At 56.9% G+C, this 13,025-nt stretch carries 16 protein-coding genes; 4 read left to right on the top strand and 12 right to left on the bottom strand.

Annotation, left to right across the window (positions count from 1 at the left end; translation table 11 throughout):
* The first annotated feature begins 31 nt into the window (after window positions 1-31).
* Together kdgD and FY156_21155 are read left to right on the top strand one after the other, a co-directional pair.
* Window positions 32-937, top strand: a complete 906-nt coding sequence (kdgD, locus tag FY156_21160) for a 5-dehydro-4-deoxyglucarate dehydratase (GenBank protein ID UXS04024.1) — start codon at window positions 32-34, stop codon at window positions 935-937.
* A gap of 241 nt (window positions 938-1,178) precedes the next feature.
* The gene (locus tag FY156_21155; protein ID UXS04023.1) at window positions 1,179-1,982 is read left to right on the top strand and encodes a DUF2189 domain-containing protein; all 804 of its coding nucleotides are present in this window, start codon (window positions 1,179-1,181) and stop codon (window positions 1,980-1,982) included.
* A 37-nt stretch (window positions 1,983-2,019) separates the two neighbouring features.
* Here the strand turns inward: FY156_21155 and FY156_21150 are convergent, their stop codons facing one another.
* The 9 genes from FY156_21150 to FY156_21110 form a co-directional block, all read right to left on the bottom strand.
* Complete coding sequence (locus FY156_21150) at window positions 2,020-2,364, bottom strand: cytochrome C oxidase subunit IV (protein ID UXS04022.1); 345 nt, start codon at window positions 2,362-2,364, stop codon at window positions 2,020-2,022.
* A gap of 11 nt (window positions 2,365-2,375) precedes the next feature.
* Window positions 2,376-3,095, bottom strand: coding sequence for a bb3-type cytochrome oxidase subunit IV (locus FY156_21145; protein UXS04021.1), 720 nt, complete (start codon window positions 3,093-3,095; stop codon window positions 2,376-2,378).
* A 9-nt stretch (window positions 3,096-3,104) separates the two neighbouring features.
* On the bottom strand, window positions 3,105-3,803 hold the full coding sequence (locus tag FY156_21140) for a cytochrome-c oxidase (protein ID UXS04020.1): 699 nt from the start codon (window positions 3,801-3,803) through the stop codon (window positions 3,105-3,107).
* The gene (locus tag FY156_21135) at window positions 3,800-5,578 is read right to left on the bottom strand and encodes a cytochrome c oxidase subunit I (GenBank protein ID UXS04019.1); all 1,779 of its coding nucleotides are present in this window, start codon (window positions 5,576-5,578) and stop codon (window positions 3,800-3,802) included. Before FY156_21135 ends, FY156_21140 begins: the two co-directional genes overlap by 4 nt.
* Before the next feature lie 41 nt (window positions 5,579-5,619).
* Window positions 5,620-6,435, bottom strand: a complete 816-nt coding sequence (locus tag FY156_21130; GenBank protein UXS04018.1) for a cytochrome c oxidase subunit II — start codon at window positions 6,433-6,435, stop codon at window positions 5,620-5,622.
* A gap of 141 nt (window positions 6,436-6,576) precedes the next feature.
* On the bottom strand, window positions 6,577-6,963 hold the full coding sequence (locus tag FY156_21125) for a cytochrome c family protein (GenBank protein ID UXS04017.1): 387 nt from the start codon (window positions 6,961-6,963) through the stop codon (window positions 6,577-6,579).
* 191 nt (window positions 6,964-7,154) lie between these two features.
* Entirely contained in the window at window positions 7,155-7,340 is a 186-nt protein-coding gene (locus FY156_21120; protein ID UXS04016.1) for a hypothetical protein, read from the bottom strand.
* A 21-nt stretch (window positions 7,341-7,361) separates the two neighbouring features.
* Window positions 7,362-7,565, bottom strand: coding sequence for a hypothetical protein (locus FY156_21115; protein ID UXS04015.1), 204 nt, complete (start codon window positions 7,563-7,565; stop codon window positions 7,362-7,364).
* Between the two features lie 179 nt (window positions 7,566-7,744).
* Window positions 7,745-8,218 (bottom strand): VOC family protein, encoded by a 474-nt coding sequence (locus FY156_21110; GenBank protein UXS05182.1) that lies wholly within the window; start codon window positions 8,216-8,218, stop codon window positions 7,745-7,747.
* 225 nt (window positions 8,219-8,443) lie between these two features.
* Here FY156_21110 and FY156_21105 point away from each other — a divergent pair, with 225 nt between their 5' ends.
* The gene (locus FY156_21105) at window positions 8,444-8,728 is read left to right on the top strand and encodes an acylphosphatase (GenBank protein ID UXS04014.1); all 285 of its coding nucleotides are present in this window, start codon (window positions 8,444-8,446) and stop codon (window positions 8,726-8,728) included.
* An 18-nt stretch (window positions 8,729-8,746) separates the two neighbouring features.
* On the opposite strand, the gene greA is transcribed toward FY156_21105, so the two are convergent.
* Both greA and FY156_21095 read right to left on the bottom strand, forming a co-directional pair.
* Window positions 8,747-9,229 carry a transcription elongation factor GreA gene (greA, locus tag FY156_21100; GenBank protein UXS04013.1) on the bottom strand — a complete coding sequence of 161 codons (483 nt, stop codon included), beginning with the start codon at window positions 9,227-9,229 and terminating at the stop codon, window positions 8,747-8,749.
* A 25-nt stretch (window positions 9,230-9,254) separates the two neighbouring features.
* Window positions 9,255-10,199, bottom strand: a complete 945-nt coding sequence (locus FY156_21095; protein UXS04012.1) for an MYG1 family protein — start codon at window positions 10,197-10,199, stop codon at window positions 9,255-9,257.
* Between the two features lie 290 nt (window positions 10,200-10,489).
* Between FY156_21095 and FY156_21090 the strand changes: the two genes are divergently transcribed.
* The gene (locus tag FY156_21090) at window positions 10,490-11,839 is read left to right on the top strand and encodes an LLM class flavin-dependent oxidoreductase (GenBank protein UXS04011.1); all 1,350 of its coding nucleotides are present in this window, start codon (window positions 10,490-10,492) and stop codon (window positions 11,837-11,839) included.
* Window positions 11,840-11,896: 57 nt separating this feature from the next.
* Here the strand turns inward: FY156_21090 and FY156_21085 are convergent, their stop codons facing one another.
* On the bottom strand, window positions 11,897-12,949 hold the full coding sequence (locus FY156_21085) for a low specificity L-threonine aldolase (protein UXS04010.1): 1,053 nt from the start codon (window positions 12,947-12,949) through the stop codon (window positions 11,897-11,899).
* Window positions 12,950-13,025: the final 76 nt, after the last annotated feature.

The following is a 13,025-nucleotide window of genomic DNA, read 5'->3' as shown; positions in this document are numbered from 1 at the left end:
ATCGTCGCACCCGGACAAGAGGAGGTACACCATGAAAACTCAAGACCTGAAACATGCGCTCGGTGCTGGGCTTTTGTCCTTTCCGGTCACGCATTTCGATCAGGAAGGACGATTTAACCCCAAGAGTTACGCAGAGCATGTGAACTGGCTCTCCGGCTTCGAGGCGGCAACCTTGTTTGCTGCCGGCGGGACAGGCGAGTTTTTCTCGCTGACACCGGAAGAAATCCCTGAAATCGTGCGTGTCGCCAAGGATGCCGCCGGCAAGACGCCAATTGTGTCCGGTTGCGGTTATGGTACGGAGATCGCGGTCTCGATTGCCAAATCCGTGGAGAAGGCAGGCGCCGATGGCATTCTATTGCTGCCGCATTATCTGATCGATGCGCCACAGGAAGGTCTCTACCGTCACATCAAGGCGGTCTGCCAGGCAACCGGGATGGGGGTCATGGTCTATAACCGCGATAATTCCGTTCTGCAGGCCGATACGCTGGCGCGACTTTGTGACGAGTGCGAAAACCTCGTGGGCTTCAAGGATGGGACAGGTGATATCGGTCTTGTCCGCCAGATTACCGCGAAGATGGGTGATCGCCTCACCTACCTCGGTGGTATGCCAACGGCAGAGCTTTTCGCCGAAGCCTATCTCGGTGCTGGCTTCACGACCTATTCTTCGGCCGTCTTCAATTTCGTGCCGGGACTTGCGGTCGAGTTTTACAAAGCGCTTCGCGCCGGGGAGCGGGCCAAGTGCGAAACGATCCTCATCGACTTCTTCTATCCCTTCATGGCCATCCGTAACCGTGCCAAGGGTTATGCCGTCTCCGCCGTCAAGGCTGGTGTACGACTGCAAGGCTTCGACGCAGGTCCTGTTCGTTCACCGCTGCAGGACCTGACGGCCGAAGAGATGACAATGATGGAGCAGCTTATCGGACAACATAAACGCTAAGCAAAACGGAGGGGCCGTCTTTATGCAAAGACGGCCCTTTGTCGATCGCCAAGAATAGCGATGAAGCAGCGGACACTGCCTTCCTGGTCACCGATCCCATTGCCGATCCCTTGGGCCTCTGTTCAGATTTCGCCAAGGGGCGTATACTGGAGAGACGTGCAGTTTCGGTCCATTGGTCCCGGTTTATGCGCGGGAATGCCTGTTGACCGTTGCTGCCAAGGCGTAATCGGGAGGAAACGTCATGGCGCATTTTCATGTGATTGCGGGTGGGCGCGATAACGCCGTCTTCCCGAATGTCAGACGCATCAGTGTTTCGGATGTCTTCGCAGCGCTTAAAGAAGGCTTGGATGATTTTTGGGACAAGCCGTCTCATTATGTTTTTCTCTGCCTGATTTACCCCGTTGCCGGCATCGTGCTGGCGCGCTGGACGTCCGGCGCCAATGCCCTGCCTCTGGTATTTCCACTGATGTCGGGTTTCGCCCTGCTTGGACCCTTCGCCGCTATTGGTCTTTATGAGATCAGCCGTAGGCGCGAACTCGGTATGGACACATCCTGGCAACATGCACTGGAAGTCCGCCACTCTCCGGCAATCCCGGCGATCCTTGCCGTCGGAGCTCTACTGGTCGCGATCTTCGTGGCCTGGATGTACACCGCGCAAGCGCTTTATATCCGCCTGTTCGGGCCTGAACAGCCGGCATCGCTGATGACCTTTATCAGTGATGTTTTCACGACATCTCAGGGTTGGCAGTTGATGCTCTATGGCAACCTGATTGGCTTCTTCTTTGCCCTGATTGTGCTCTGCACCACGGTTGTCGCTTTTCCGCTCCTTCTCGATCGCGATACCGGCGCTTTGGCAGCGGTTTACACGTCGTTGAAAGCGGTGGTCGTCAATCCGATCGAAATGATGTTGTGGGGACTGATCGTGGCAGTTCTGCTGGCAGCAGGCTTTGCAGTTTTCTTCGCCGGTCTTGCCATCGTCATACCGGTTCTCGGACATGCCACCTGGCACCTCTACCGCAAGGTCGTCGAGCCGGAACGCCTCTGAGGGATTGAACGCCTTTCCTCTCCGGCGCTCACGTCATTCAGGGCGTGGCGCCGAAGAAGGACAGTCGGGTAAAGAGTGTGTAATTCGCCTCCGACATCATGAGCGCCATGAAAACCAGCACCAGTATCGGGGGAAGTAAAACGGCGTAAACAAGGGCCAGCCGTTCCCATGCCATGTGCATGAAGACTGCGATGATCAGCCCCGCCTTGAGAAGCATGAAGAGGATGATCAGCGACCAGCGCGGATAACCCTGTATGCCCAGATAATCGACCATGTAGGAAAAGGCGCTGAGGACGAAGAGCAGCCCCCAGACGAGTAGATAAAGCCGTATGGAATGCTGTTGATGTTCGGTTCGCGTTTGAACTGGCGCTGTTTCGTTCATGATGGCGCTCCTCACCACAGATAGAAGAATGCGAAGATGAAAACCCAGACAAGATCGACGAAGTGCCAGTAGAGGCCCATGATCTCAACAGCTTCGTATTGACCCTTTCGACTGGTGAAAAAGCCCCGCCGCTCTGTATCGAAATCGCCCCGCCAGACCTTTCGCGCAACGATCAGCAGGAAAATGACCCCGATCGTGACATGGGTGCCGTGAAAGCCGGTGATCATGAAGAAGGTCGAGCCGAATTGCACAGCGCCCCACGGGTTTTCCCAGGGGCGTACGCCCTCCGAAATCAGCTTCGTCCATTCGAACGCCTGCATGCCGACGAAGCTGACACCGAGAAGTGCCGTCAGCAGCATCAGAACGGCCGTCTTGCCCTTTTCGCGGCGGTAGCCAAAGTTCACTGCCATTGCCATCGTGCCGCTGCTTGAGATCAGCACGAACGTCATGATGGCGATGAGGATCAGCGGGACATCCTGTCCTGCGATGTGAAGCGCAAACACCTCGCTCGGGTTCGGCCATGGAACGGTGGTGGACATGCGGGCGGTCATGTAGGCCAGCAGAAAACATCCGAAGACGAAAATGTCGCTGAGGATGAAGAACCACATCATGGCCTTGCCCCAGGACGCAGTTTTGAAGGCGCGTTGATCCGAGGAAAAATCGGCGGCAATGCCCTTGAGGCCGGACGGGCGGACTGGCTGGTTACCATGCGTTTGGGCGGACTGAACCATTTTGTCCTCCTAATTCAGCAGTTGTCGGCACAGGTCGGCGAAATCATTCGCCCATCCTGCAAAAATTGCGAAAAGAATGAGCCAGACTGCCAGCATGAAATGGGCGTAAATTGCCGAGAGATCGATGCTGAGGCGAAGTCTGTTTCGCGGGAAATCGGCCGAAAATGCTCTGACGGTTGTGTGTCCGAGAACAAGGATACCGCCAAGGATATGCAGGCCGTGCAGCCCTGTCAGCAGGTAGAAGAAGCTGTCTGCCGGGTTGCCCGAGAAGACGAAGCCGGAAGACGCAAGCTCACGCCATGCTTCGACCTGCCCGATGAGGAAAAGAAGCGCGAGAACGAAACTGGCGGTTAGATCGTGACGGACAGCGCTTTCGCGTCCACGTTTGGCTTCGACTTTTGCCCATTGAAGAGTGGCACTAGCGAGGATCAGTACGCCAGTGTTAAGCCACAAAATCCGCGGCACCGGCGTTGCCCACCAGTCCGAAGACGCCATCCGCATGAAATAGGCGCTGATGAAGAGGCTGAACAGTGCGCCGACCACGCCGAGGAATACGAACAATCCGATCTTTATGGGGGGCGTGGAAGGGTGATCCGTGAGCGGTATCGTGCCAGTCTCGAGCCACGGTTTCGAGGTGAGCCTTTGGCCGGACATCCACCAGACGATCACCGCACCGATGGCGGTAAGGAAAATCAGCGTGGCACTCATGATGTTGCCTCCCGCGTGTTGCCGCCGGTGGCCGGTACGGTCTGTGGAATGAAGTCTTCCGTTGCTCCGGGAACGCTGTAGTCATAGGCCCAGCGGTAGACGACCGGCAATTCCCGGCCCCAGTTGCCGTGTGCCGGTGGGGTTTGCGGCGTCTGCCATTCGAGTGTTGTCGCTCTCCAGGGGTTGCCGCCTGCAGGTTTGCCTTTGAAAAGGCTCCAGACGAGATTGAACAGGAAAACCATTTGTCCGGCGCCGACAATCAGCGCCATCACGGTGATGAAAATGTTCAACGTATGGGCCGAAGCCGGTACGAACGCCGTTTCGCCCAGCTCGTAATAGCGGCGCGGCACGCCGATCAGGCCGAGATAGTGCATGGGGAAGAAGATGGCATAGGCACCGAGGAAGGTGATCCAGAAGTGAATATGCCCGAGGATAGTGTTCAGCATGCGTCCGGTTACCTTCGGATACCAATGATAGATGGCACCAAAGACAACGAGGATCGGCGCGACGCCCATGACCATGTGGAAATGCGCAACGACGAACATGGTGTCGGACAGCGGAACATCAACGACGACGTTGCCAAGAAAGAGGCCGGTCAACCCGCCATTGACGAAGGTCACGATGAAGGAAAGCGCGAACAGCATGGGTAGGGTCAGGTGGATGTCGCCACGCCAGAGTGTCAGCACCCAGTTATAGACCTTGATGGCCGTCGGCACCGCGATGATGAGAGTGGTCGTGGCGAAGAAGAAACCAAAGGCGGGATTCATGCCGCTGACATACATGTGATGGGCCCAGACGACGAAGCTGAGCGCGGCGATGATGACGATTGCCCACACCATCATGCGATAACCGAAAATGTTCTTGCGCGCGTGGGTGCTGATGAGATCCGAGACGATACCGAAGGCAGGCAGCGCCACGATGTAGACTTCCGGATGACCGAAGAACCAGAAGAGGTGTTGGAACAGGATGGGGCTGCCGCCGCCGTGCTGCAACTGCGTTCCCATTTCGACAATGGCAGGCATGAAAAAGCTGGTGCCCAACAATCGATCGAACAGCATCATGACCGAAGCAACAAAGAGGGCTGGAAAGGCAAGCAGCGCCATCACCGTTGCGGTAAAAATGCCCCAGACTGTGAGCGGCATGCGCATCAGCGTCATGCCGCGTGTGCGCCCCTGTAGAACGGTGACGACATAGTTCAGGCCACCGAGGGTAAAGCCGATGATGAAGACGATTAGCGAGGAAAGCATGAGGACGATACCCCAGTTGCTTCCCCCCGGCGTGCCTGAAAGCACGGATTGCGGCGGATAGAGCGTCCAGCCAGCGCCGGATGGTCCTCCGGGTGCGAAAAAGCCTGCGACAAGGATGAGCACGGCCAGGAGATAGATCCAGTAGCTCAGCATGTTGGCATAGGGAAATACCATGTCACGCGCGCCAACCATCAGCGGAATGAGATAGTTGCCGAAGCCGCCGAGAAACAGCGCGGTCAACAGATAAACGACCATGATCATGCCGTGCATGGTGATGAACTGGTAATAGCGATCTGCGTCAATGAAGGTGAAGTAACCGGGAAAAGCGAGTTGCAGCCGCATCAGCCAGGACAACACGAGGGCGACCAGGCCGATCGACAGAGCGGTAAGAGAATACTGGACGGCTATCACCTTCGCGTCCTGACTGAAAACGTATCTCGTCCACCAGCTTTTGGGATGGTAAAGCTCCATCTCCGCGACTTCTGCGGGTGGAATGGCGTCTGCGCTGTCCGAGCGGATTTCCGTCATGGTCTTCCCTCCTTTCCTCCCGATCGTCTACTTCGCAGCCGTCAATTTGACGGTTGCGGCGCCTCTGAGGCCGTAAGCTGTGTGAAGGTCGGCTGCTGTTCCAGCCATGCCTGATAGGTGGCCGCGTCATCGACCACGACGGTTCCACGCATCTGGGGATGGCCGACACCGCACAGTTCGGCACAGAGAACGTCGAAGGTTCCGGTTCGTGTCGGCGTGAACCAGAAAAACGTTACCATGCCGGGAATCATGTCCATCTTGGCGCGGAATTCCGGCACGTAGAAATCATGAATGACGTCTATGGAGCGCAACAGCACCTTCACCGGCTTGCCGACTGGCACATGCAGCTCACCACCATCGACGATCACGTCATCCAGGCCGGAGGTATCATTTTTATCAAGGCCGAGTGGGTTATCGGGGGTGACGGCACTGGTGTCGGAACGACCAAGTTTTCCGTCAGCACCCGGCAGCCGGAAACTCCACAGCCACTGTTGGCCGACGATCTCGACGGGAGCGGCATCCGCCGGGACGGAAATGAAACGGTCCCAAACGATCAGGCCGGGCGCGAGCATGGCGGCAACCCCAATGGCGGTGCCGCCGGCAAGCGTCCATTCGAGTTTGCGGTTTTCCGGTTCATAGGCTGCCCTGTTCCCCGGCTTGTGCCGAAAGCGAAAGACACAATAGGCAACGAACAGAACCACAGCGATGAAGACGATGCCGGTGATCCAGAACGTAATGACGAGCGTGTGGTCGATATAACTCCAGTTGGACGCAATCGGCGTCCACCACCAGGGGCTCAGCATGTGAAACAACACGGAGCCAACCACCAGCAGAACGAGAATCAGCACAACAGCCATTTCCGTCTCCTCCCTGAGACGATTGCGACCGTGGACGTGAAACTGCTTTTTTAGAAAAGTGTGACCGTCATTATCTCACAAATGAAAAATGTGGGCAATTACGGCGATTTAGCTAGTATCCGTCCCTTTCGGGACGTGGTCCTACTTTGAGAACTGTTTCAGATAGGCCGTGAGATTGGTGATTTCCGTATCGTCCTTCAGACCCGCGAAAGCCATTTTTGTACCTTTGACCTTCGATTTCGGGTTGTGCAGATAATCACGCAGTGTTGCCTCGTCCCAGACGAGGCCGCCTTCACCCGCATCCTTCATCGCCGCCGAGTAGGAGAAGTCCGGATGTGTTCCGGCCTTCCTACCGAACAAGCCGTTCAGTGATGGTCCCACCTTGTTCTGGTCCGTCTCGGTGACGTGACAGGTGGCGCACTTCTTGAAGACGATTGCGCCGGCAGTCACGTCACCTTCCTGAGCGTAAGCAGCAGGCGGTGAAAATACGAAAAGAGTTGCAAGCAGCAGAAATCCGCGACAAGTCATGGCAAGCCTCCTCCCAGAGTCGCCGAAGCGCGAGGCGGAAACTGTCGAGCCCGGAAGGCTTGCCGGTTTCGGACGCTCATACCGTCTTTTTCGTTCTTGATTGAGTACGGCTGCGCTTAGGGGAATTTTATTCCTTCAAGATTGCAAGTCAATCGTGACGCGAAACGGTACGTTTTCGTCCGATGCATTGATTAGCGGCATCGGGAACGAACGGAGGAGAGTTCGCCGGAGACTTCGAACAGCCGATCCCGAACATCCGACATGCCTGTATCTCCCATCAGGTCATCCGTCAGAAGCGAACGATATTCGTGAACGAGAAGTCTGCGCTCGAGATCGTCTCGCAAGGCAGAAAGACGAAAGAAACGGTGCAGTTTCATCGTAATATCTCCTGTTTCCAGTCAGGCAGCTTTTGACGCTGCATGGACCGTGTTTCCAGTCGACACCAACTTATGGATCGCACGCAAAACTTCCGCCGGTGAAGCGAAGTATCGTCCATCCAGGTCATGAACATGAAATTTTACGGCAATGAACTTCAGCAGGCCGTTGTCGGGGACAACAATTCCAACCGCAATACCCGCATATTCGATCACTTGTCTGGTCATCGGAAAGCCTCGTATTGTCGCTGAACGTCGCAGCGTAGGGTGTCAATGAAGGAGGCGCCGAAGCGGCTCCGATTTAGTCTATTAATTTAGTGGACTATATCGCGTTGACGACCGGAAGGCTTGGCATTCCATGCTGACATGTTTGCCGGTTCATAGAAATTTCTTCGAAGATTTACGGATTAGCCGCGTCGCGCAGCCTCTATTGCCGCGACGTTGATCTTTTTCATGGTCATCATCGCATCAAAAGCCCGTTTTGCCTCATCACCGCCGGCTGTGAGTGCTTCAATCAGGGTTCTTGGTGTTATCTGCCAGGAGATTCCCCACTTGTCCCGGCACCAGCCGCACTCGCTCTCTTCGCCGCCATTGCCGACAATGGCGTTCCAGTAGCGATCGGTTTCCTCCTGGTCTTCGGTGGAGATCTGAAACGAGAATGCTTCGTTGTGTTTGAAGACCGGTCCGCCGTTCAAACCAACACAAGGAACGCCTCCAACCGTAAACTCGACCGTGAGGACATCACCCTCCTTGCCGGAAGGATAGTCACCCGGTGCACGGACAATCGCGCCCATTACGCTGTTTGGAAATGTCGTTGTGTAGAAGCGAGCCGCAGCCTCGGCGTCCTTGTCGTACCAGACGCAAACGGTGTTTTTTGCAATTGCCATGGTTCTTCCCTCTTGCTTGAAATGCCGGAAATCCGACCAGCCTCGTTGGAATGATTGAGCTGTAAGAACGTTCGCGCGCCATCGGGCGTTCCCTTGAGGACGGCTGGAAAACTGTCAGGGACGGAAAATCAGGATGGTGTGAAGACTTGCGCAGGAGCGGCTTGCAACAAGCGCCGCAGTTCGGCATTTTTTGAGATGACTGCTTGATGGGAGACGACAATGTCGAGCGATCAAAAGGCAATGCTGGTTCGAATTACCGGCAAGGTACAGGGTGTCAGTTTCCGCGTCTGGACGCGCCAGGAAGCCTTGAAGCTCGGTCTGGCGGGTTCGGTCCGCAATGAAGCCGACGGTTCTGTCGTTGCCCTAATCGCAGGACCAGAGCATGCCGTCTCCTCAATGATTGAAGGCTTCTGGCACGGACCGCGCGGCGCATCCGTGGTCGACGTACAAACGCAGGCGGTGACACTACAGGATTGGCCGACAGGATTTCACATCACTGGATAGGCGACCGATAACCGCTGCCTACGAGATCGAAATGATTTCCAGTTCGTGGCCGCCCATTTCCACCGCGTCACCGACCGCTTTACCCATGAGGCGCGTCGCTACCGGTGAAACAAAGGAGATCGAGCCGGCTTTGGGGTCTGCTTCGTCCTCTCCCACGATGCGGTAGGTCTGCACCCGCCCGTCATCGCGGCTGAAAGTAACCGTGTTGCCGAACGCGATGGTATCGAACGACGCCGGATCAGGGATGACCTGCGCCGTTCTCACTCTCGCAGCAAAATAGCGGACGTCGCGCAGGGGGCTCGCCGCCTGCCGACGCCGTTCATTGATGTCCTCGATCGCATTTGTCGCTTCATAAGCATCGCGAGCCTGTTGAAGCTGCAATTCCAGAGCCTTCATGCCGGTTTGCGTCACGAGGTTCGGGTGAGATGAAATCGGACGGTCGGGCAGCAAAGTTTCCGATGCTGTTTCGGAACTCTCTTCTTTGGTGAAAGCAACACTCACTGTCTCGCTCCGTCTTGATCTCTGTTCAGGCGCTGGTCGCTACCGCGCCAGTGGCAAAGGCTTCTTTCACTGCCAACTCCGCCATGGCCATCGCTGCATCCCTGGTCTTGGCAGCGGCGATGAACCGACCATTGTGACAGAAGCTTGCTCCTTTAACGCCGGAGGCGGCTTCAAGATCCTCATTGGTCAGGCCTGCCCATGCCAAAGGCAGGTCAGCCCGCAACTCGAACCCTTCGTCTGCACGTCGAATTCCGGTCAGGCACCAGTCGTTGCCGCGTGGATGGACCACGAACAGAAGATGATCTGCGCCTGCTTTGACAATCGCCGGCCGGAACGGCATGCCGAGGGGCAGTTCCAGAATATACCCTGCACCGGCGTCGACGATAGCCTTGTTCACAAGTGCTTCGGCACGAAGCTTTGCGGCACTTTTCGCGATCTTGGCTTCGACGAAGCTGCGGGCGATGTCGAGCGCTGCATGGAATGCCCGCGTTTCTGCTTCGGGATCGGTCTCATCGAAAACCGGTTTCAGGATTTCGAGAAGTGCGGGCAGCGTCAGTCCCGCCAACTGTCCCGCGGTGGAGGGGCTCAGCGCACCATTGTCGACCAGATCGACCGGCAGCACGAAGCCGCTGTCGAAAGAGGCATGGACGGCTTCGATGTGCTCTGCCGGGATCGCCAATGCTGCGAGATAATTCCGACCATAGTGCTTCCAGATCAGGCCGAAGGAGCTGTAGGGCTGGCCATCGTCCCTGAGCGGCGCGCCACGCTGGTGGTGATCGAATATTCCCTTCGCCTCATCATAGGCGCCGCCGACGTCGTAGATGATCCGGTCTTCGCCGGGCGTGATCCATTCCGGTGCTCTGCTGCGAACAAGGCGGGCTTCTGGAAAGAGCCGGGTGAGGATGACGCTGGACAGCAGTTCATCGGCATGGAAGCCACCGGAATGGGTGACGAGGAAATCCGGGATCATGTCGGGATAAGCCTTTTGGGTTTTGAGAGGCAGGTTTGCGGTTGGTCCGCCTTGAATTGAAGCACCTGATACCTCCTGCCGGGCCCTATCTCAACCCGTCATTCGATCCACGCTCTTGCGATCGTCTCGAGGACTGGTATTTCCGCCCGGCCGTTCCATATAGCTAAAGGAGCCGGTCCTGACGCGAGATGCGTCACAAATTTTCAGGTCCGGTTCCACCGCTACGTCATGACCAAGGTCAGCAGCGGTCTGTTTTGCGATCATGTATTTCAGGACGAAAGGAATCCTTGATGGGAATTGAACGCAAACTGCACCTCGGTGCATTCATGCGACCCGTAAGCCTTCACACCGGTGCCTGGCGTTATCCGGGCGCATGGCCGGATGCCAATTTCAATTTTGCCCATCTCACCCGTTTTGCCCAACAGCTTGAGGCTGCCAAGTTCGACGCCTTTTTCATGGCCGATCACCTTGCTGTCCTCAACATGCCGGTCGAGGCTTTGCGACGAAGCCATACGGTCACATCGTTCGAGCCATTCACCCTGCTATCGGCGCTTGCGGCTGTCACCAGCCGCATCGGACTGGTGGCAACAGCCTCGACAACATTTGACGAGCCCTATCACGTTGCACGGCGTTTCGCCTCGCTCGACCATTTGAGCGGTGGAAGGGCGGGATGGAATATCGTGACCACGGCCAACCCGGATGCAGCATTGAATTTCGGACGCGAAACGCAGCCCGACCATTCGCAGCGATATTCGCGGGCACGCGAGTTTTATGACGTCGTCACCGGTCTCTGGGACTCTTTTGCCGATGACGCTTTTATTCGTGATACCGAAAGCGGAATTTTCTTCGATCCTGACCGGATGCATGCGGTGCATCACAAGGGGCGTGAGTTTTCCGTGCAGGGTCCGCTCAATATCGCACGTCCCGTTCAGGGATGGCCTGTCATTGTGCAGGCTGGCGCGTCCGAGCCTGGTCGCCAACTGGCGGCGGAAACGGCTGAGGTTGTGTTCGCAGCGCCTGCCCATCTTGCTGCCGGCAAGTCCTTCTACAAGGACGTCAAGGATCGCGCCGTTGCGGCGGGCCGCTCTTACGATGATATCGTCATTCTGCCGGGTGCATTCGTCGTCGTTGGCGACACCGTCGAAGAAGCGCGCGCGAAGCGTGCGAGGCTGGACAGTCTCGTCCACTATGACAGCGCCATCGCCTCGCTTTCCATAGCCCTCGGCCATGATGCCTCGACATTCGATCCAGATGGGCCGTTGCCGGATATCCCTGAGACAAACGCCAGCAAATCAAGCCGGGAAAGGGTGATTGAACTGGCCCGGACCGAGGGGCTTACGGTGCGCCAACTGGCCCAGCGTCTTGGCGGTTATGCGGGGCTGGCTTTCGTCGGCACGCCGGCGACGATCGCCGATGATATGGAGCGCTGGCTCCATGAGGAAGGCTCGGACGGGTTCAACGTCTCGTTTCCCTTCCTGCCGGCCGGACTGGATGATTTCACCAGACTGGTGGTACCGGAGTTGCAAAGACGTAACTTGTTCCGCACCGAATATGACGGCACGACACTGCGCGACCATCTCGGTCTTCGCCGTCCCGCCAATCGTTTCTTTCCGTCTTCGGATGAGGGCGAGGCAAATTAAAGCCTTCGGCCGTCATTCCGTGCAAAACGCGAATGACGGCTGAGGGGTTTGGTGATGTCAGGCTGCGCCGCAGATCGACAGGAACTCGTTGACGTCGGCCTCTGTCGTTGCAAAGCTCGTCACCATGCGGATCAGCATTTCGTCGTCTGCGACTTTTTCCGGCATATCGCGTGGAACAAGCCAGTCGTAGAACTTTGCGCCTTTTTCAGTCGCGGCATCTGCCGATGCCTTGGGAAGAATGGCGAAGACCTCGTTGGCCGATGTCGGCCATGCCAGACGCGCGCTGTTGAGCGAGCCAAAGCCGGCGCGCAGCCGGTCGGCCATGGCGTTGGCGTGGCTGGCGAGACCGAGCCAGAGATCGTCCTGCAAATAGGCGTCGAACTGGGCGGCAATGAATCGCGACTTGGAGAAAAGCTGGGCAGTCCGTTTGCGCAGAAACGCGAAGTCTTTTGCAAGCGTCGGATCAAAGAACACAATTGCCTCTGCGCACCAGCAGCCGTTTTTCGTGCCACCGAATGACAGCACGTCGACGCCGCGTTTCCAGGTCATTTCTGCGGGTGTTGTTCCCAGCGAAACGAGAGCGTTTGCAAAGCGGGCCCCATCCATGTGCAATGGCAGGCCGTTGTTTTTGGCGATCTTGGAAATGGCGTCGATTTCATCCAGCGTGTAGACGGTTCCCACCTCGGTTGCCTGCGTCATGCTGACGGCAGCTGCGCGTCCGTGATGGATGGCGTCCTGTGGATAGCGTGCGATGCGCTCGACAAGATTCTCCGGCAGCATTTTACCGTTCGGGCCCTCGACGGCGACCATGCGCATGCCGCTGAAAAAATCCGGTGCGCCGCATTCGTCTTCAATGATGTGGGCTTCCGAGTGACAGAAGGTCAGACCGCCCGGGCGTGCAATGCTGGCGAGGGAAAGAGAATTTGCCGCAGTGCCTGTGGCAACAAAGAAGACGGCCACCTCACGTTCGAACAACTCGTTGAAGCGGCTTTCGATAGAGCGGTCCAATTCGCTCGTGCCGTAGGCTGCGGCAAAACGGGTGGACTCCTTCGAGAGCCGGTCGTTGATGGCAGGGTGGGCACCAGCCCAATTGTCTGAAGCAAAAAACATCTTTGGGGCTTTCCGATGGATGGTATCTGTTTGTGCGGGCAGTCTGCGGGATGACTCGCAAAGTTTTATGACCTCA

Origin of the sequence: Agrobacterium tumefaciens, assembly GCA_025559845.1 — a bacterium.
In the GTDB taxonomy this organism is placed as follows: Bacteria; Pseudomonadota; Alphaproteobacteria; order Rhizobiales; family Rhizobiaceae; genus Agrobacterium.
Note: the sequence above shows the minus strand (reverse complement) of the source record. Positions and strands in the feature narration are given on the sequence as shown.